This is a genomic window from Streptomyces sp. NPDC057136 (genome assembly GCF_042670885.1).
GTDB lineage: Bacteria > Actinomycetota > Actinomycetes > Streptomycetales > Streptomycetaceae > Streptomyces.
This window is the reverse complement of record NZ_JBHUUV010000069.1, coordinates 1-20,273: the sequence shown is the minus strand read 5'-3', so window position 1 is coordinate 20,273 and position 20,273 is coordinate 1. Positions and strand designations below refer to the sequence as shown.

The 20,273-nt window shown below is 71.4% G+C and carries 12 protein-coding genes; 4 read left to right on the top strand and 8 right to left on the bottom strand.

Features of this window, described 5'->3' with window-relative positions; genetic code table 11:
* Positions 1–45: 45 nt before the first annotated feature.
* Positions 46–1,638: a glutamine-hydrolyzing GMP synthase gene (guaA, locus tag ACFT7S_RS37695; RefSeq protein WP_382740779.1), complete on the bottom strand. Its 1,593-nt coding sequence runs from the start codon at positions 1,636–1,638 to the stop codon at positions 46–48.
* A gap of 340 nt (positions 1,639–1,978) precedes the next feature.
* Between guaA and ACFT7S_RS37690 the strand changes: the two genes are divergently transcribed.
* On the top strand, positions 1,979–2,281 hold the full coding sequence (locus ACFT7S_RS37690; protein WP_382740777.1) for a chorismate mutase: 303 nt from the start codon (positions 1,979–1,981) through the stop codon (positions 2,279–2,281).
* A 408-nt stretch (positions 2,282–2,689) separates the two neighbouring features.
* Here the strand turns inward: ACFT7S_RS37690 and ACFT7S_RS37685 are convergent, their stop codons facing one another.
* From ACFT7S_RS37685 to ACFT7S_RS37660, 6 genes are all read right to left on the bottom strand, one after another.
* Positions 2,690–4,432: a peptidase gene (locus ACFT7S_RS37685; RefSeq protein ID WP_382740774.1), complete on the bottom strand. Its 1,743-nt coding sequence runs from the start codon at positions 4,430–4,432 to the stop codon at positions 2,690–2,692.
* 129 nt (positions 4,433–4,561) lie between these two features.
* Positions 4,562–6,391, bottom strand: a complete 1,830-nt coding sequence (locus tag ACFT7S_RS37680; protein ID WP_382740773.1) for a GMC oxidoreductase — start codon at positions 6,389–6,391, stop codon at positions 4,562–4,564.
* 50 nt (positions 6,392–6,441) lie between these two features.
* Positions 6,442–8,070, bottom strand: a complete 1,629-nt coding sequence (locus ACFT7S_RS37675) for a succinic semialdehyde dehydrogenase (RefSeq protein ID WP_382740770.1) — start codon at positions 8,068–8,070, stop codon at positions 6,442–6,444.
* A gap of 264 nt (positions 8,071–8,334) precedes the next feature.
* Complete coding sequence (locus ACFT7S_RS37670; protein WP_382740767.1) at positions 8,335–10,014, bottom strand: protein kinase; 1,680 nt, start codon at positions 10,012–10,014, stop codon at positions 8,335–8,337.
* Between the two features lie 124 nt (positions 10,015–10,138).
* The gene (locus tag ACFT7S_RS37665; protein WP_382740764.1) at positions 10,139–12,865 is read right to left on the bottom strand and encodes a protein kinase; all 2,727 of its coding nucleotides are present in this window, start codon (positions 12,863–12,865) and stop codon (positions 10,139–10,141) included.
* A gap of 181 nt (positions 12,866–13,046) precedes the next feature.
* Entirely contained in the window at positions 13,047–15,008 is a 1,962-nt protein-coding gene (locus ACFT7S_RS37660) for a protein kinase (RefSeq protein ID WP_382740761.1), read from the bottom strand.
* Between the two features lie 118 nt (positions 15,009–15,126).
* On the opposite strand from ACFT7S_RS37660, the gene ACFT7S_RS37655 reads away from it, so the two are divergent.
* Positions 15,127–16,239 (top strand): serine hydrolase domain-containing protein, encoded by a 1,113-nt coding sequence (locus ACFT7S_RS37655; RefSeq protein WP_382740758.1) that lies wholly within the window; start codon positions 15,127–15,129, stop codon positions 16,237–16,239.
* Here ACFT7S_RS37655 and ACFT7S_RS37650 read toward each other — a convergent pair.
* A complete protein-coding gene (locus tag ACFT7S_RS37650; RefSeq protein WP_382740756.1) occupies positions 16,236–17,942 on the bottom strand; it encodes a glycerol-3-phosphate dehydrogenase/oxidase in 1,707 nt (568 codons plus the stop codon). The genes ACFT7S_RS37655 and ACFT7S_RS37650 overlap by 4 nt on opposite strands.
* A gap of 319 nt (positions 17,943–18,261) precedes the next feature.
* Between ACFT7S_RS37650 and ACFT7S_RS37645 the strand changes: the two genes are divergently transcribed.
* Positions 18,262–19,524 (top strand): nucleotide sugar dehydrogenase, encoded by a 1,263-nt coding sequence (locus ACFT7S_RS37645; RefSeq protein WP_382740753.1) that lies wholly within the window; start codon positions 18,262–18,264, stop codon positions 19,522–19,524.
* Positions 19,525–19,643: 119 nt separating this feature from the next.
* Positions 19,644–20,222: a hypothetical protein gene (locus ACFT7S_RS37640; protein WP_382740751.1), complete on the top strand. Its 579-nt coding sequence runs from the start codon at positions 19,644–19,646 to the stop codon at positions 20,220–20,222.
* The last annotated feature ends 51 nt before the right edge of the window (positions 20,223–20,273 follow it).

Here is a 20,273-nt window from a genome sequence, read left to right as displayed (position 1 = left end):
GCCTCCTGGGAGGGCGGCGGCGTCGGCGATCGGGTCCGGGTGGGACTACTCCCACTCGATGGTGCCCGGCGGCTTGCTCGTGACATCGAGGACGACGCGGTTGACGTCGGCGACCTCGTTGGTGATGCGGGTGGAGATCTTCGCCAGCGTCTCGTACGGCAGGCGCGACCAGTCGGCCGTCATCGCGTCCTCGGAGGAGACCGGGCGCAGGACGATCGGGTGGCCGTACGTACGGCCGTCGCCCTGGACGCCGACGCTCCGCACGTCCGCGAGGAGGACCACCGGGCACTGCCAGATGTCACGGTCCAGGCCGGCCGCGGTCAGCTCCTCGCGGGCGATGGCGTCGGCCTCGCGGAGCAGGTCGAGCCGGTCCTTCGTGACCTCGCCGACGATCCGGATACCGAGACCGGGGCCGGGGAAGGGCTGGCGCTGGACGATCTCCTCCGGCAGGCCGAGCTCCTGGCCGACCATCCGGACCTCGTCCTTGAACAGCTGCCGCAGCGGCTCGACGAGCTGGAACTCGATGTCCTCGGGGAGCCCGCCCACGTTGTGGTGGGACTTGATGTTGGCGGTTCCGGTGCCGCCGCCGGACTCGACGACGTCCGGGTAGAGCGTGCCCTGGACGAGGAACGCGACGTCCTCGCCACCGGCTGCCTCGGCCACGATCTCGGCCTGGGCCTGCTCGAAGACGCGGATGAACTCGCGGCCGATGATCTTCCGCTTCTGCTCCGGGTCGGAGACACCGGCCAGCGCGTTCAGGAAGCGGTCCGCCGCGTCGACGACCTTCAGCTGGACGCCGGTGGCGGCCACGAAGTCCTTCTCGACCTGCTCGGTCTCGCCCGTGCGCATCAGCCCGTGGTCGACGTAGACGCAGGTCAGCTGGGAGCCGATGGCCTTCTGGACGAGGGCCGCGGCGACCGCGGAGTCCACACCGCCGGAGAGGCCGCAGATGGCACGCTTGGTGCCGACCTGCTCGCGGATCAGCGCGATCTGCTCCTCGACGACATTGGTGGTCGTCCAGTTCGGCTCGATGCCGGCGCCGCGGTAGAGGAAGTGCTCCAGGACCTGCTGGCCGTGCGTGGAGTGCAGGACCTCCGGGTGGTACTGGACGCCGTACAGCTTCTTCTCGTCGTTCTCGAAGGCGGCGACCGGTACGACGTCGGTGGACGCGGTGACGGTGAAGCCCTCGGGGGCGGCGGAGCAGGCGTCGCCGTGCGACATCCACACCGACTGCTCGCCGGGCGTGCCCTCGAAGAGCGTGGAGCCGCCCTTCGAGACGGAGAGCGCGGTACGGCCGTACTCACGGGCACCGTTGTCGTCGACGGTGCCGCCGAGCGTGGTGGCCATCAGCTGGAAGCCGTAGCACATGCCGAAGACGGGGACCCCGGCCTCGAACAGCGAACGGTCCAGGGTGGGTGCCCCCTCCGTGTACACCGAGGACGGGCCGCCCGACAGGATGATCGCGCGCGGGTTCTTGGCCAGCATCTCGGCCACCGGCATCGTGGACGGGACGATCTCGCTGTAGACCCGCGCCTCACGGACACGGCGGGCGATGAGCTGGGCGTACTGCGCGCCGAAGTCGACAACGAGAACCACGTCGGTGGTGGTGTCGGGGGCGGCGGGGGGTGCTGCTGGCACGGGGCGGCCTTCCGGCGGTGGAGAGGGGTCGGTATTTGTCGATTCTACCGGCCGTGGAACCCCCTCCCCCCGCCCGGCGGAATACCGTCCCCGCCCCGCCCGCCGTCTCACCATCCGGGCCCGGCTTTGGCCCGGCGGCCGGGGCGGGGCCATACTGGGCCCCATGCGTCAGCACACGACCTTCGTCTTTACCTATGGCACCCGGCCCGCCGGCTGCCATGGTCGTGCTGCTTGAGCTACTGACAAGCAACGTTCCAGGCGCCCCGGGCCAGCAGGCCCGGGGCGTTCTGGCGTTCCGGGCCTGTCGCTCCGGGGGCCGCACCCCACCAGGAGTCACACCATGAGCAGCACCGCCCCCGTGAAGACGGCCACCGAGCAGACCGGCGCGCACACCGACGAGGCCGCCTCGCTGATCGGCGACGCCCGCAGCCGTATCGACATCCTCGACGACCGGATCATCGGTCTCGTCCAGGAACGGATGGCCGTATCGGCGGTCATCCAGGAGGCCAGGATCACCTCCGGGGGCCGCCGGGTGAACCTCTCCCGCGAGATGGACGTCCTCGGCCACTACAGGGAGGCGCTCGGCAAGCCGGGCACCTCGCTCGCCATGACGCTGCTGGAGCTGTGCCGCGGCCGGGTGTGAGGTACGGGGAGGCTGTACGGCCGCATCTGCGTTCGGGCCGCGTCTCACCCGTACGGCGCGTGACCGGTGCCGCCCCGGCTTCGTTGGTCCGGGTGTCCGTGCCAACCAGGGGCGGCATCGGTAGGAAACCACGCGTGGCTCCGCTGGGGTGTGTGACGTACTGCAGGTACGTCGTGGGACCGCATCCCGGCGCGCGTGACCGGTCGGCAGGGGACAGCAGCCCGGTCACCCCGAGTGCGGTCGGTTTCGGGGACGCCCGAACCGGCCGCATCCGGTTCCCACAGTTGCGCAGGCCGCAACTTCTATGTCCGACGCCCAGGGCAGGTCCCCCGCTGTCCCCCGCCCTTCGCGCACCGCCGCTGCCCCGGGCCGCCCCTCACACCTGCACACCCACACCTCTGCGGAGGATCAGACCTGCCGGGTACGCCGCCGGGAGATCGCGTACAGCACGCCGCCCGCGGCCAGGGCCACGACGGCTGCTCCGGATGCCCACAGGGCGACGGAGCCGGTGGCGGCCAGACCGCCGCCTGTGGAACCCGACGTGGAGCCCGAGGAGCCGGTGGAACCCGAGGTCGACGAGGTACCGGACGTGTCCGAGCCGGCGGACGTGCCGGTCGTGCCCGAGGTACCGGTCGTGGTGCCCTCCATGTCGCCGCCGGTGGAGCCGCTCGTTCCGGTCGAGCCGTCCGACGTACCGCCCGAGTCCTGCGAACCAGTGCCGTTCAGGACCAGCCGCGCGGTGTTGTTCGCCGGCTTCGGGTCGAAGGGCAGCGCCGCGTCGGCGAGCCGGGTGTTGCGGACCGTGACCGCGCCGGAGGCGTCCTGCACCAGCTTGGTGATCTTCAGGTCGAAGGACTGGGCGATGTCGGCGCCGTCCCGCACGGTCATCCCGGTGTCGCAGACGTAGCGGGGCGCACCGAGCTGCTGCTCGCGGTACTTGCCCTCCGCCGTGACGCCTCGGCATGAGTCGGGCTTCCCGGTGACGGCCGCACCTTCCGGGACGGTGAGGTCGAGCGTGGCGACGGCTTCTCCGGAGCGGATGTATCCGATCCAGGCCGGTCCCTCGTTACGGAAGCCGATCGTGGCCTTCACGGTGTCGCCCTCGGCGCCGGACGCCTCGGCGCCGTACGCGACGAAGTCGGCGGTGTTCTTCGTGCGGAAGTCCACTTCCTGCTGGTTGTCGTGCGGGTCGAGGTCCGCGCTCTGGGCGGACGGGGCCTTCTTCAGGGTGAGGGCCCGGCCGCTGCCCTGGTCGAAGCGTGCGCCCGCGCGCTGTGCGGCGCGCTGTGCGGCACCGTCCTCGTTGATGCGGTAGATGAACGTGTCGTAGAACGCGCGCTCGGTGGCCTCGACCGAGAGCGGCTTCTCCAGCGTGTACGTGGCGCCCGCCTCGTACGAACCGGCGAAGGAGCAGAGCGCGGTGGTCCAGGGGATGGTGGCCTGGGGGCCCGCGCCTTCCGTGTACTCGCAGTTGCTGTAGCGCTCCTGGATCTCCAGGCCGCGCGAGTACATCAGGGTGAGCAGGACGCCGTCCGCCGCCGTCGTGCCCGCGTTGGTGAAGGTGACCGGGGCGGGCTGGACCTCGCCCGGAACGAGCTGCTGCTTGAAGGGGAGCTGCTTCATCACCAGGTCGGGGCCGCCGATGGTGACCTTCGTGGAGAACGGGACGAAGGTCGCCCCGTCCGCCGTGCCCGTCACCTTGATGGTGCCCGAAGCGCCGTCCGCGCTGCCCTTGGCCGCGGCGAGGTCGAGCTCGGCGAGGGTGCTGAGGCCCGGGTACACGCCGTAGTCGTGGCAGACGGCCGTGGCCCCGGTGACCTCGCAGTCCGCGCCGGCGTCCTCGCCGAACGAGACATCGGCGACGCCCGCGATACCGCTCAGATCGAAGGTGACGGTGATCTCGCCCTGATAGGCGCCGCTCTCCTCGTCCTCGGACGGGTTGTTGACCGTGATCCCGAGGGACGTCTTCTGGGGCGATCCGCTCGCCGGGTAGGGGTGCAGCGCGGTCTCGGCGGCACCGCCGATCGTGAACTCCGGACCGGCCGCGTGCGCGGGTGCGCCCAGGGCGAGCGAACCGGCCGCCAGGAGGCCGGCGGCGGCGAGGCTGCCTGCGGTGTTGCGCAGCGCAGTCCTCGGGGAAAGGCGTGTCATCGCGAACCTCTGGTGATCAACAGGAGCTGTGGGACTGCTGTGACGCAGTTGCGGGTTCGACCACGCAGTCCCACGAAGAGTTGCCCTGCACAAGATCACGGATTGGGCACAGCCACGGTTCGCGGACCGTTACCGCTTCGCCTTCGGCGGCACCGGGGGCATGCCCAGGAACGGCAGCTTCAGTGCTCCGAACGCCTCCTTCGGCACCGCCGGCGCCTGCGGCTCGACCGCCGACAGCCGCTGATACCCCTCGCCCTGCGCCGGACGCGGGTCGCTCTCGCCCTTGTTGGGCCAGAAGGACATGGCGCGCTCCGCCTGCGCGGTGATCGTCAGCGAGGGGTTGACGCCGAGGTTCGCGGAGACCGCCGAGCCGTCGACGACCGAGATCCCCGGGTGCCCGAACAGCCGGTGGTACGGGTCGATGACGCCGCTCTCCGCGTCCGCGCCGATCGGGCAGCCGCCCAGGAAGTGCGCGGTGAGCGGGGTGCCCATCAGCTCACCGATGTTCGACCCGGCGAAGCCGTTGATCTCCTCGGCGAGCAGCGTCGCGCCGCGCGTCGCCTCCTCGATCTGCGTGGGGTTGGGGGAGCCGTGCCCCTGCCGCGCGGTGAGCAGGCCCTTTCCGATACCGCCCGGCTTGCGGTACGTCGTCAGGGAGTTGTCCAGGGACTGCATGACCAGACCGATGATGGTCCGCTCCGACCAGCGGCGGTTGGAGAGGGAACGCGCGGCCAGCAGGGGGTGCCTCACCATGCTGCCCGCCCAGCGCAGGACCCGTCGGCTGCCGTACGGCACCTGGAGGATGGTCAGCGCGCCCATGGCGTTGGAGCCCTTGCCGTAACGGACCGGCTCGATGTGGGTGTTCTCGTCGGGGTGGATCGACGAGGTGATGGCGACGCCCCGGGTGAAGTCGGCCTTCGCGGCGCCGTGCTTCTTGCGGTACCTGCGGTCGCTGGTCTGCGAGCCGACCAGGCCCTCGGAGTTCGTACGGGTCAGCTCGCCGAGCCTGGACGATAGCCGGGGCAGCAGCCCCTGGTCCTTCATCGTGTGCAGCAGGGTCTGCGTGCCGTACGTCCCCGCCGCCACGATCACCTTCCGGGCGCGCAGCCGGGTGGGCTTCGCCTTCCTGCGGCGGTCGGTGGGAACGGTCGAGACGAGGTAGCCACCGTCCGGGTCGTCCGTGAGGGCGACGACGGACGTCATCGGGTGGATGACGGCGCCGCCCTTCTCGGCGAGGTGGAGGTAGTTCTCGTTGAGGGTGTTCTTCGCCCCGTGCCGGCATCCCGTCATGCATTCGCCGCACTCGGTGCAGGCCTTGCGGTCGGGGCCCGCGCCGCCGAAGTACGGGTCGGCGACCGCGCCTCCCGGCCGCGCCTTCGCCGTACCGTCGGCGTCCTCGCCGTCACCGAAGAACACGCCGACCGGGGCGAGGTGGAAGGTGTCGCCGACGCCCATGGCCTGCGCGACCGCCTTCAGGTGGACGTCCGAGGGGGTCGTGGTCGGGTTGAGCCGCACCCCCAGCATCCGCTTGGCCTGGTCGTAGTAGGGCTTCAGCTCGTCGTGCCAGTCGGTGATGTCCGCCCACTGCCGGTCCTGGAAGAACGGGGCCGGCGGAACGTACAGCGTGTTGGCGTAGTTGAGGGAGCCGCCGCCGACGCCCGCGCCGGCCAGCACCATCACATTGCCGAGCAGATGGACGCGCTGGATACCGAAGAGGCCGAGAGCGGGGGCCCAGAGGAAGTTCTTGATGTCCCAGGAGTTCTTGGGGAGGGTCGCCGGGGTGAAGCGGCGGCCCGCCTCCAGAATCCCGACCCGGTACCCCTTCTCGGTCAGCCGCAGAGCCGACACAGCGCCGCCGAAGCCCGAACCGACGATCAGGACGTCGTAGTCGTATGCGGCGTCGTCGTCGGCCGCCACCTCGGGCACGGACCGTTTCTGGGCAGGGCTGTCCTGGGACATGGCTCTCCTCGGTACGAAAAGGACAGAAGGTGCTGCGGTGGGGCGGCCGGTCAGCGCAGGCGGAACGCCTTCATCGCCTTCAGGCTGACGCTCATGAAGGCCGCGTGCTTCTCGTCGTCCATCCCGAAGGACGGGGCGAGCGGGATCAGCCGCTGCTGGGCGACGGTCTGGGCCTCGGTGTACTTGAGGATGCCCTCGGAGCCGTGGCGGCGGCCGAGCCCGGAATCCTTCATGCCACCCATCGGGGACTGGACGCTGCCGTAGGCGGGCGCGTACCCCTCGTTGATGTTGACCGTGCCGGTCCGCAGCCGGGCGGCGACCTGGTGGCCACGCTTTCCGTCCTTGGTCCACACGCTCGAATTCAGGCCGTACGGCGTGGCGTTGGCGAGCTCGATGACCTCGTCCTCGTCACTGAACCGGTATATGGAGACGACCGGTCCGAAGGTCTCCTCGCTGCAGACGGCCATGGGGGCCTGGACCCCGTCGAGGATGGTCGGCTCGTAGAAGAGCGGACCGATGTCGGGCCGGGCGACACCGCCCGCGACGAGCGTGGCACCCTTCTCGACGGCTTCGGCGACATGCCGGGTGACGGTCTCCAGCTGGCGTTCGCCGACGAGCGAGCCCATGTCGGCGCCGTACGCGAGGGAGTTGCCGAGCCGCATGGCCTGGGTACGCGCGGCGAAACGCTGCACGAAGTCGTCGGCGACGGACTCGTGGACGTACAGCCGCTCGATGGAGATGCAGAGCTGACCGGCGGAGGAGAAGCAGGCACGGACCGCGCCCGCAGCCGCCTTCTCCACGTCCGCGTCCTTCAGGACGAGCATGGCGTTCTTGCCGCCGAGCTCCAGTGAGACCCCGACCAGCCGGGCCGCGGCACCCTGGGCGACCTGGCGACCGGTGCCGGTCGAGCCGGTGAACGACACATAGTCGGCGTGCTTGACGACCTCGGGGCCGACGACGGGGCCTTCCCCGAGCACGACCTGGAACACCTCGGCGGGCAGCCCGGCCTCGATGAGCAGGTCACGGGCCCACAGGGCGGTCAGCGCGGTCTCCGTGTCGGGCTTCATCACGACGGCGTTGCCGGAGACGAACGCGGGCAGGGCGTCGCCCACGGACAGCTCGAACGGGTAGTTCCAGGGGGCTATCTGACCGATCACCCCGCGGGGCTGGCGCAGTTCGGTCACCTTGGTGAGCGTCGGGATGACACCGGTGTGCCGCTTCGGCTTGAGATACGTGGACGCCTTGCGGCCGTAGTGCCGGGCCGCGACGGCTACCGCCTGGACCTCTTCGTGGGCGTGCAGCCGGGCCTTGCCGGTCTCCAGCTGGATGAGGTCGAGGACCTCGGCCTGGCGCTCCAGGACGAGGTCGTGGAAGCGCAGGAGCACGGCGGCCCTGGTGGGTACCGGCGTCGCGGCCCACGCGGGCTGGGCGGCACGGGCCCGCTGGAAGGCGGTCGCCACGTCCTCGGGGGTGGACTCGGGCAGGTCCGCCAGCTTCTCCCCGGTGAAGGGGGTGTGGTTGGCGGTGCGGCCGGAACCGACGACGCCGCGGGTCAGCTGGGCGATCACCTCGGGGGTGACCACGTCGGCGGCGGTGCGCACGCCCGCCGGGGCGGGGGCGACCGGGTTCGTGCCCAGGGAGGCGCCGGTGGTGGCCGTGGGTGCCTGCGAGTCCGTCATGAGGGCGAGAGTATGTCCAGCCGCACACTTTGGGTACCCGTCGGTAATAGGTTTTCACCATCCCCACAACAGCCCCGGCTCCGAGCCCGGCACCGCGCCGCCGACCGAGCCAGTGATCGCTGGCCACATAACAGCTGATCAGCGGCTATCCCCGCGTCGGCCGTCCCCGTCCGGGGTCAGGAATCGTGAATCTTCAGGCGGCGACAACCTGTGACAGTCGGGGCGGGGCCTGTGCCGGGCCGGTGCGGGGCCGGTGGAGACTCGTCAGCCCGCGTCGCCCGGTGGGCGCCAGCTCCGCACCATCGTGTCGAACCACTCCCGGCTGGTCTGCCAGTCCTCCTCGGGGCCCGTCATATAGAGCGCGTACTCCGGCCCGTTGGTCTCCGCGTAGTACATCTGGTCGATCCCGTGCCGCGGACCCGGGTGGTCCTTGGACTCGATCCAGGTGAACTCCCAGAGGGAGCCTGGACGGTCGCGGTAGGTGTTCGAGTGGAGCGTCACCCGGTCGTATCCGGGCAGCCGCTTCTCGAGGTCCTTCTCGATGTTCAGCGTGTGCATGTACGGGTTCTCGAAGTCCGGCTCCGGGTCGATGCTGATCCGGATGCGGTGCGCCCCGTTGTCCGGGGTGTAGTCGACCTGGTTGCCGTCCGCCTGACGCGTCCAGTCGAGCGGTACGACGATGCTGAAGCCCTCGGGATCGTTGATCCGCTTCCAGCCGTCGGGTACCTCCGGGGCGGGGCTCTTCGGGCCCTCGGACTTCGGCGGCGCTTTCGAGGTGGGGGTGCGGGTGGCCAACGTCGCAGTCTCGTTCGTACGCGGACCTTCCTGACCGCCCCCGTACTTCGTCGCCAGAAGACCGGCCGCCGCACCGAGCACAACGACGACGGCGAGGGCCACGAGCGCCGTACGCCACCGGCTGCGGCGCGGGGTCGCGTACGAGGGAGCGAGTACGCCTCCGGGTCCGGCAAGGGTGGGCGGAGTGTCCGCCTGAACCGGCTGCTGAACCGGCCGCGGCAGATGGGCCGTTGAACCGTCCGGCACCGAGAGCCCCCGCAGGACCTCGTCGGGAACCCTCTGCGTCGGTACGTACGCCTGCGCCGCCCGGGGCTCGCGGCCCTCCATGGCGTCCAGCAGCATGCGTTCCGTCTCGGCCGCCGTCGGCCGGTCCCCGGGCTCCTTGCGCAGCAGCGCGGTGATCACCGGGCCCAGCGGGCCCGCCCGCCGGGGTGCGGGAGGTTCCTCGATGACGACAGCCTGCATGGTGGAGATGGGGGACGTCCGGCGGAACGGCGAGCGTCCCTCGACCGCCGTGTAGAGCGTGGCGCCCAGCGACCAGAGGTCGGAGGCGGGGCCCGGGTCGCCGCCGCGTACCCGTTCGGGCGCCAGATAGTCGATGGAGCCGACGAGTTCGCCGGTCCGGGTGATGGTCGAGTCGCCCTCGATCGCGGCGATCCCGAAGTCGGTGAGCAGCACCTGTCCGTCACGGGCGAGCAGGACGTTGGCAGGCTTGACGTCGCGGTGCAGCACTCCGGCACTGTGTGCGGCGCGCAGGGCGCTCAGCACATGGAGGCCGATCCTGGCCGCCTCCCGGGGTTCGACCTCACCGGACTCCTTGGCGGCGTCGGCGAGCGAGGGCCCGTCGACGTACTGCATGACGATCCAGGGGCGGTTGTCGTACTCGATGACGTCATGGACGGTGACGACACCGGGGTGGGTGATGCGGGCCGCCGCGCGCGCTTCCTTCTGTGTACGGGCGTGCAGCACGGCCCGGTCGGCCTCGGCCACGTACAGCCCGGCGGTGAGTTCCTTGACGGCCACCGTCCGGTGCAGCACCTCGTCGTGGGCGCGCCAGACCTTGCCCATGCCGCCCCGCCCGAGGACCTCACCGAGCCGGTACCGCCCGGCCAGTACGAGTCCCGCGTCAGTGCCCTGCGTGTGTTCCACGTGTGTCCCCGCCCCGTTCCTTCGGATGCCAGGTTACGGAGGGGACGGACGGCCATGGAACCTCGCACCGCTCACGAGACCTCACTGTGATGCTTGTCGCTCCGCCCGGTGGTGCGCCAACCGCTCAGGGGGCAACACGGTAGGAGGCGATGGCCTGTTCGTAGATCTCGGTGACGCGGTCGCGCTCGGCCTCCGGGCCGATGACCTGGACCGTGTGGTAGCGGCCGTCGACGATCATCACGAGGTTGCGGACGTAGACCTCGCGGCCGCCGCTCTCCTGCCAGGTGAACTGGCCTTCCGCCATGGCCTGTCGGCCGACGTCGACGCGGCGCAGCCCCGTCGACGAGGACCAGCTGGACTCGCGGAACGGCTGGAGCTCGGGCTCCTTGTCGCGCTGGTAGTCGAGCGGATCGCTGCCGTTGGCCTTAACCGTGTCCCGGCCCGGCACGACCAGCAGGGTGAAGCCGTCGCTGCCGTAACGGATCTGACGGTCGGTATTGGCCGGGCTGCGCCGCCAGTCCTTGGGCACGCCGATCTCGAAGCCCTCCGCGTCCTTGCGCAGCGCGTAACCGGGGGCGAGCGCGACGGCGGAGCGGCTGGTCTGCGGCTGCTGCGAACCGGGCGGTTCCGATGAGCCGTCCGAAGGCGACCGGCTCCCCGGCTCGCTCGGGGCGGCCGAACCGGACGGGGTGCCCTCGGTGCCCGTGCCCTGGTCCGGCTCGGTCTTCGGCATGAACATCAGGGCGTAGGTGACGGCGGCTGCCATGACGAGCAGGATGATCACCAGCAGCAGACGCCCCAGCCGTCGCGGCGAGTGCCCGTCGTCCCGGCGGGGCGGGGGCGTACGCAGCACCTTGGGGCCCTTGGGCTCGCGGGGCAACCGGGGCTCGCGCTGCGGCTTCTCGTACCGCTGCTGCTCGTGCCGCTGCTTCTGCTTCCCCTGGCGGTGCCGCCCGTGCGCGGACCCGCCCGACCGGCCACGGCGTCTGCGGACCAGCTCGCCCCGGCGGCGTACGACAGGCAGCCGGGTGTCGTCGGGCGACGGCAGTGGTACGACGTCGGTGCCCGCCTCGGGCTCGGGCGCCGAGCGGACGAGGGAACGCAGCCAGCCGCGCAGCTCCTCGAAGTCGGGGCGCTCGGTGGGGTCCTGACGCAGCAGGGACTCGACGACCGGGCGCAGCGCACCGCACTCCTCCGCGAAGGCGGGCGGTTCGCCGCACACCATCTGGACGAGCTCGGCCGCGTTCTCCTCGGGGTACGGGGCGTGGCCCTGGACGGCGCGGTAGAGGAGGGCGCCCAGGGCCCACAGGTCGGTGGACGGGCCGATGGGCGGCGCGAGCTGCCAGTTCTCGTGGACCGGGCCCGCCTGCTCGGGGGCCCAGCGCTCGGTGACCGCGCCGACGACGGCGATCCGTGCCTGGCGTGCGCGTTCGGCGGCGAGCGGCGTCGCGGGGCCCCGGTAGGCGGGCGTGCTGCGGCTGCTGCCCGCGACGACCTCTTCCCAGCTGCCCGAGGGTGCGCTCACGGGCAGTGGCTGGCGCTCCCGGGGGGCGCCGTGCTCTGGGCGGTCGCGGTGTTCCTGCGGGACGCCGCCGAGGCGGCGGGAGTCGGCGCGCAGCGCGTCCTCGCCGGAGCCGCCCGCGGGCACGGGGCGCCCGGCGCCGGGGCCGTCGTCCCAGGTGCCGGCCAGGTGCACCCGCCGGCCGGGCGGCTCGTCCCGGCCGCTGTCCTCTTCGTCGTCGTCCTCGTCGTCGTACGGGTCCCCGGCCACGGAGCTCCACGCTCCGGGCAGCAGTGGCCGTTCGACGGGGGGCCGCTGGACCGGGAAGACGTCCCTTCCGTCCTCGTCGCTCGCGGTGTCCGCGTCGCCGTCCCGTTCCTCGCCGTCCCGCTCCTCGTTGACGCGGCCCGCGGCACGGGCGCCCGCTCGGTAGGCCGCGATGGCTCCGGCGCGCGCGGCACGCAGATGCGCGGCGCTCCCGGCGCCGGGCTCGGCTACGGGGACGGCGGGGTGCGCGGGGCGGGGTACGAGCTCCTGGCCGTCGGCCGTCGGCGCCGCGGCCCCGAACGGCGGGCCGGCCGGGGCGTCGAGAGCCGCGGGGGCGCGGGAGGCCGGGACCTCGGCGGCCGACGCGGGCCGGTACGGTTCCGGGTCGGCCGGCGGCACATACGGGCCGGTGGGACCGGACTCGACCGCCGGGGCGGCGTAGGCGTCCTCGTCGTCGAGCTGCGGCGCCGGGACATATCCGCAGAGCGCTTCCTCGGCCGCCCCTGCGGCCAGGCCGGTCAGCACGACGCGGCCGTCGTCACAGATCAGCACCGTCCGTACGGTGATGTTCCGGTGGGTCCAGCCGTGCGCGTGGAGCACCCGCAGGGCCGTCAGCACATCGGAGCCGATCTCGGCGGCCCGGTACGGATTGAGCGGCCGCTCCGCGAGGAGCGCCGCGAGCGGGCGGGCCGCGACCAGTTCGCTCACGATCCAGAGCGAACCCGCCTCGGCGAACACATCGAAGACCTGGTCGAGCCGGGGGTGATCGGGGACCTGGGCCGCGGCCTGGGCCGCCTCGATCGCGCGTCGCACCGCGGGGTCCGTGGACCGCCGTACCGTACGGCCCGCCGCGCGCTTGGCAGCGGAGGGCGACCCATCAACGCGGGGGCCGCGGAAGTCGCGGTCACGGCCTTCGTCGAGCACTTCGGCGTCCACGACCTCGGGCAACGGCACCTGCCGCACCAGGACTTCCTGGCCGCTGTATGTGTCGAACGCCCGGGTCTCGACCAGTTCGTACTCATCGGACGGGGGCAGCGGAAGGCGGTAGCGGTCGGCAAGTACCCGACCCGCGTAGTCGTCCACGACGCCTCCCCAGAGCGCGCTGTCCCCCGGTCACCGAGATCGCATAAAGCCGTCAATTACGGTCACTTGCCGTGCAATTGACCCATCATTCCGGCTGCGTACGGTCCTCGGCCTCTCACGATACGTGGCAAGTCGCGGCCGCGCGGCCGGGTCACCGCAACCCGGCCGTTCCGCGGCTCCGTCAGTCGGTCGGCTTGAACGTGGCGAACGCCGTCTCGCGGAGCGTGCGGCACTGCTTGCCGTTCCACTCGCTCACCTTGCAGCTGATCATGATCGAGTAGCCGTGCGTGGCGTCGACCTTGAAGCCCCGGTTCAGTACCTGGATGCGCTGCCCATTCTGGTTCCGCTCGAACTTCCAGTCGGCGACCGTCGGATAGCCGTTGTACTCGACCGTGTCGATGCCGAGGTGCTTGTATCCGTCACTGAGATTGCTGGTACCCGGCACCGCCCCCGCCCACGCGGCGGCGGCGTCGTCCTTGGGTGAGTTGTTGTAGTCGACCTGGACGCGCGGGAAGCCGCCGTCGACGGCGTATATCTGACCCGAGTTACTGCCCGCGATCTTGTAGCGCGTGAAGTTCTTGGGCATCGCCATGGCGAAGTGGAACCGCTTGTCGGTGACCCTCTTGTATCCGGCGGGGAGCGCGTCGGCCGGGTCCGGCTTGTCGGTCTTCGGGTCCCCCGACGGCTTGTCCGACGGCTTGTCCGACGGCTTGTCCGACGGCTTGTCCGCGTCCTTGCCCTTGTCCTCGCCGTTCTTTTCGCTCTCGTCCGTGCCGCTGCCCTCACCCTTGCCGGAGGCGTCGGAGCCGCCCGAGGTGGCTCCCGCCGAGGTGGACGTGTCGCCCCCGGCCGAGCCGCCGCCCTGGGCGTCCTCGTCACCATCGAGGCTGAACGCGAGGACCGTGCCGACCACGGCGAGCACGACGACGCCCGCGATGACGGCCAGCGTGCGGCGCGGCACCACGTCGGTGAGTGAGGCGCGGACCGGGGTGGTGGGTGAACTCGCGGGACGCTGCGGGGGCACGCCCGCGGCCGAAGCCGCTGCGGGCGCCGCCTTGGCGTTCCGTACGGAGCGCAGCGCACCGCGCAGCCGCTCCCGGGCGCCGTCGCCGGACCTGCCGGTCGCGGCGGCCGGTCCCGAGGCCGACGTGGCGGCGCGCTTCGGGACGGACGTGGACGGGGCCTTGGGCTTCCGCTTCGGCGGCGCAGCGGCACCGGCCGCCGCGACGTCGACGTTCGTGGGCAGAGCCATGACCTGCGTCGAGTCGGCCGGCGGGGGGACGGGCTGCTCGGGAGCGTTGATCACGTCGTTGAGCAGGGCCCGCGCACCGGCGTCGTCGAGCCGCTGGTCGGGGTCCCTGGCCAGCAGGCCGTAGATGACCTCCTCCAGCGGCCCCGCGTTCTTGGGCGGGTCGAGCGGTTCGGTCATCACGGCCGTCAGGGTCGCGATCGCCGAACCCTTGTCGTAGGGCGGGCAGCCCTCGACGCTCGCGTACAGCAGTCCGCCGAGCGACCAGAGGTCGGCCGGCGGTCCCGGCTTGTGTCCGCGGGCCCGCTCCGGCGAGATGTACGAGGGCGCGCCGACGAGCATGCCCGTCGAGGTGACGGACGGGTCGCCCTCGACCTGGGCGATCCCGAAGTCGGTCAGCACGACGCGGCCGTCCTCGGAGATCAGCACATTGGACGGCTTCACATCGCGGTGCAGAATGCCCTCGCGGTGCGCCTGGCGCAGCACGTCGAGGATGGCGAGACCCACCTCGGCGGCGCGCCTCGGCGTCAGCGTCCCGTCCTCGCGGATCGCCTCGGCGAGGGACTTGCCCTCGATGAGTTCCATGACGATCCACGGCCGGTCGTCCTCGTCGACGACGTCGTAGACCGTCACCGCGCCGTTGTTACGAATCCTGGCGATCGCCTTCGCCTCACGCAGGGTGCGCGTGATCAGCCGGCGCTTCTCGTCCTCGTCGATGGCCGAGGGGAACCGCAGTTCCTTGACCGCCACCGTGCGGCCCAGCGTCTCGTCGGCAGCCCGCCAGACCGTGCCCATGCCGCCCCGGCCGAGCACCTCTCCGAGCCGGTAGCGCCCCGCGAGAAGACGGCCTTCCTTGTCCCGTTGGGGCTCCCGTGCCTGCTCCGCCTTCGACATGCGTCCCCTCTGCTATCAACCCGCCCTGGCAGAGCGTTCATTGTCCCTCACCCCGGGACCGGTCCCGGTGCCGGGTCCTGCGTCGGCCATGATGGGACGGAGGAAGGGACCCCCCGCCATGCCGATTCTCAGGGCGCTGCTTGCCGCCCCGCTCGTGCTGAGTCTGCTCGGCCTGGGAACGGCGAGCCTGCCCAGCGAACCACACCTGACGCCCGCAGCCTCCTACCTCCCCCGGCTCGTCGTCCAGGGCGGCGCCCCGGCGGCGGCGCTTCAGGCCCGCAACAGCGCCTACCCGCCGTACGACTTCTACTCCTCGGCCGGTTCCGGCATCCGGCCCGAAGACCGCTTCCGGGCCGGCAGCATCACCAAGACGTTCGTCGCGACGGTCGTGCTCCAACTCGCCGCCGAGGGCAGGCTGCGGCTGTCCGATCCCGTGGAGCGGTATCTGCCGGGGCTGATCCGGGGCCACGGCAACGACGGCCGTCGCATCACCCTGCGCTCCCTCCTCAACCACACCAGCGGCCTCTACGACTACACCGAGGCTTCCGGCGTCGTGGGCGGGGTGGGACCGTCCGCGCCGGCACTCACCGCCGAAGCGGCGGTCCGTGCGGCCGTGGCCCGCGATCCGGCGCCTGTACGTGGCATCTTCGCCTACTCCAACACCAATTACGCGGTGCTCGGCCTGGTCGTTCAGCGCATCACGGGGCATTCGTACGCGACCGAGATCCGCCACCGCGTTCTCGTCCCCCTCCGCCTCGACGGAACCTCGCTCCCCGGCGCCCGGACCGGCCTGCCCGAGCCGCACTCCCGCGGCTTCCACCGCGACCGCCCCGGAGGCACGCTCCGCGATGTCACCGCGCTCGACCCGCGCTTCGCGGGGGCCGCGGGCGAGCTGGTCTCCACGCTCGCCGATCTGAACCGCTTCTACACGGCCCTGCTAGGCGGCCGTCTCCTGCCGCCCGCCCAGGTGAGGGCACTGCTGGACACCCGGACCGCCCAGGGCGCCTACGGCCTGGGCATCTACCCGCAGAAGCTGTCCTGCGGGACCACGGTCTGGGGTCATGACGGCCGCATTCCGGGCAGTTACGTCCGTACCGCCACGACCCACGGCGGCGGACGCTCCCTCACCTTCCGGGTCAACACGGACACGTTGCCCGACGAGACCCTGGAAACGGCCCTGCTCGAAGCGGAGTTCTGCCGGTCACCCGCGACCGAACGACGCAGGCCCTAGATCGGCACGATGTCGGGCGCCCCCAGCCGTGCCGCGTCGGCCGTCTGGTCGTCCGGCTGGCGCTGCGACTCCCGCTCCGCCTCCACCCGCTTCTCGTAGTGCTCGACCTCCCGGTCGATCTGGCCGCTGTCCCAGCCCAGCACCGGCGCCATCAGCTCCGCACAGAGCCGTGCGCTGCGGGTGCCCCGGTCGAAGGTCTCGATGGAGATCCGGGTGCGCCGCGTCAGTACGTCGTCGAGGTGGCGGGCCCCCTCGTGCGAGGCCGCGTAGACGATCTCCGCGCGCAGATAGTCGTCCGCGGCCGGCAGTGGTTCACCCAGCGACGGATCGGCCACGATCAGGTCGAGGAGTTCCTCGGTCAGCGAGCCGTAGCGGTTGAGCAGATGCTCCAGCCGGGCGACATGCAGCCCGGTCCGGGCCGCGATCCTGGCCCGCGCGTTCCACAGGGCCCGGTAGCCCTCGGCACCCAGCAGCGGAATGTCCTCGGTGACGCAGGCCGCCACCCGCTGATCGAGCCCGTGCACCGCCTCGTCCACCGCGTCCTTCGCCATCACCCGGTACGTCGTGTACTTGCCGCCCGCGACGACGACGAGCCCGGGCAGGGGGTGCGCCACCGTGTGTTCGCGCGACAGTTTGCTGGTGGCGTCCGACTCACCGGCCAGCAGGGGCCGCAGCCCCGCATAGACGCCCTGCACATCGTCCCTGGTCAGGGGCGTGGCCAGGACGGAATTCACATGCTCCAGCAGATAGTCGATATCGGCGCTGGACGCCGCCGGATGCGCCTTGTCCAGGTCCCAGTCCGTGTCCGTCGTGCCGACGATCCAGTGTCGGCCCCAGGGGATCACGAACAGCACGGACTTCTCGGTCCGCAGGATCAGCCCGGTCGAGGAGTGGATGCGGTCCTTCGGTACGACCAAATGGATGCCCTTGGACGCGCGGACGTGGAACTGTCCACGCTCGCCGATCAGCGCCTGGGTGTCATCCGTCCACACCCCGGTCGCGTTCACCACCTGTTTGGCCCTGACCTCGTAGACGCCACCGGCCTCGACATCCTCCACACGGGCCCCGACGACCCGTTCCCCCTCACGGAGGAATCCGATGACCCGCGCCCGGTTCGCCACGTGTGCGCCGTAGATCGCGGCGGTGCGCACCAGCGTGGCCACATAGCGGGCGTCGTCCACCTGGGCGTCGTAGTACTGCAACGCCCCGACCAGGGCGTCCTTCTTCAGCGCGGGGGCGACCCGCAGGGCCTGGCGGCGGGAGAGGTGCCGGTGGGCCGGCAGTCCGCGGCCGTGTCCGGAGGACACGGACATCGCGTCGTAGAGGGCGACGCCCGAGCCCGCGTACAGCCGCTCCCAGCCCTTGTGCTGCAAGGGGTAGAGGAACGGCACCGGCTTCACCAGATGCGGCGCCAGCCGTTCCAGCAGCAGCCCGCGCTCCTTCAGCGCCTCCCGTACCAGCGCGAAGTCGAGCATCTCCAGATAGCGCAGCCCGCCGTGGATCAGCTTGCTCGACCTGCTCGACGTGCCGGACGCCCAGTCGCGCGCCTCGACCAGACCGGCCGAGAGCCCTCTGGTGACGGCGTCCAGTGCGGTCCCTGCGCCGACCACGCCCGCCCCCACGACCAGCACGTCCAACTCGTGCTCGGCCATCGCGGCGAGCGCCTCGGCGCGCTCGGCGGGTCCCAGTGTCGCTGTCCTCACTGCTGCCTCCCGGTAGATCGGGTGTCCGGCACGGTGCTGCGGGCCGGCTCGGGTGGCCGGGCCGACTGTGCCCACGCCTCGATTCTGTCCGCGGACCGCGACTTCAGCCACCGCCTGTGGACAACACCCCGGCGACCGGAGTCACACAATGCGACATATAGGTCATATTTACGCTTAGTCTGACATTGCGCTGTCCCCAGCAGTTGCACTTTCCGGCCTCATGGTCTTAGGGCGCGTCCGACCCTGATCCGTCGGACAGCCCTCGGGCCTGTCCGACGGATCAGGGTCGGACAGGCCCTAGGGAAGGACGACCCTCCACATGCCCGCAGACCTCGCTGTCATCGGACTCGGTCATCTCGGCCTGCCCCTCGCCCAAGCCGCCGCGGCAGCGGGCATCCAGACCGTCGGCTACGACACCGATCCCCGGCCCTTCGCCGAACTCTCCGCAGGCCGCAGCCCCGTCGAGGGTTCGCTCACGGCCTCGGACATCCGCCGGATGCTCTCCGGAGGATTCCGGCCCACCACCAATCCGGCCGAACTGGGCCGGGTCCGTACCGCCGTCATCTGCGCCCCCACCCCCCTCGGCGCGGACCGCACCCTGGACCTCGGCGCCCTCGGCGACGCGGCCCGCGCGCTGGCCGCCCGGCTGCGCCCGCACACCACCGTGCTGCTCGAATCGGCCGTGCCCCCCGGTACCACCGAGAGCTTCCTGCAGCCCCTGCTGGAAGAGGGCTCGGGGCTGCGCGCCGGACGCGACTTCCACCTCGCCTACTCCCCCAGCCGTCTCGACCCGGGCAACCGCACGCACGTCTACGCCAACACCCCCAAGGTGATCGGCGGCCTCACCCCGGCGTGCACCGAGTCGGCCGCGGCGTTCTACGGCCGGCTCACCGACAAGGTCGTCCGGGCCCGCGGACCGCGCGAGGCGGAGATGACCAAGGTCCTGGAGACGAACTTCCGGCACGTCAACATCGCCCTGGTCAACGAGATGGCAGTGCTCTGCCACGACCTCGGTGTCGATTTCTGGGACGTCATCCGCTGCGCCGAGACCAAGCCCTTCGGCTTCCAGCCCTTCCGCCCGGGCCCCGGCGTCGGCGGCCACGGCACCCCCGTGGACCCCGGCTACCTCCCGTACAACAGCCGCACCCCGGGCCACCCCCTGCGCATGGTCTCGCTCGCCCAGGAGATCAACGACCGGATGCCGCAGTACGTGATCCAGCGCTGCGCCACCCTCCTCAACGAACACGGCAAGTCCGTCCGGGGCGCCCGCGTGCTGCTCCTCGGGGTCACCTACAAGCCGGACCTCGCCGACCAAGAGGCGTCCCCCGCCCGCGAGATCGCGGGCCGGCTGATGGACATGGGCGCGCAGGTCGGCTACCACGACCCGCACGTTCTGGACTGGCGCGTACGCGAACTGCCCGTCCCGCGCGCGGACTCGCTGTACGAGGCCGCGGCAGGCGCCGACTTGACGGTGCTCCTCCAGCACCACCGCACGTACGACCTCCAAGGCCTCGCGGTGAAGGCCCAACTCCTCCTGGACACCCGGGGAGCGACCCCGGCAGGGGCCGCGCACCGGCTCTGAGACGGCCGTCCGCCCAATCCCCACAAGGGATTCCGGTGGGCGATGTCCGAGCGGACTGCTAGCCTGCGGCTTCACTTCTCGCACAGCCGTGCGCTTCCGTCCCAGGGGGAAAATCCACCATGAGCCAGCCCGTGCCGCCGAACCAGCCGCAGCAGCCCTACGGCGGCCAGCCGTCCGACGGCAACCCGTACGCCCAGCAGCCGGCCGAGCCCGGCAAGCCGACCGGCAACCCGTTCGCGGGTCAGCAGCAGCCCGGCCAGTTCGGCGGTGGCGCCCCGTTCGCCCCGGCGCCCCCGGCCCGCAACAACCTCGGCCTCGGCATCCTGACCGCGCTCGGCACGGCCATCGTCGCGGCCATCCTCTACGGCGTCCTCGCCGGCGCCATCGAGCGCGAGGTCGGGTACGCGGCGGTCGGCGTCGGCTTCCTGGTCGGCTTCGCGGCGGCGAAGGTCGGTGGCAGCAACCCGGCAGTGATCGGCGCCAGTGCGGTCTTCTCCCTCGGCGCCGTCTACCTCGGCCAGCTCGTCGGCATGTCGATGGTCCTGGGGGACTTGTCCGGCCTGTCGTTCTCCGAGGTCTTCTTCGACCGCTTCGGCGATGTGACGAAGATCTGGAAGGAAGAGGCCGACTTCATGACGTACCTCTTCCTCGTCCTCGGTCCGGTAGCCGCGATCGGTGGTGCCCGCAAGGCCGACTAGTCGCCACGCGGCACGCATGACGGGAGGGCCCGGACCACAGCTGTGGTCCGG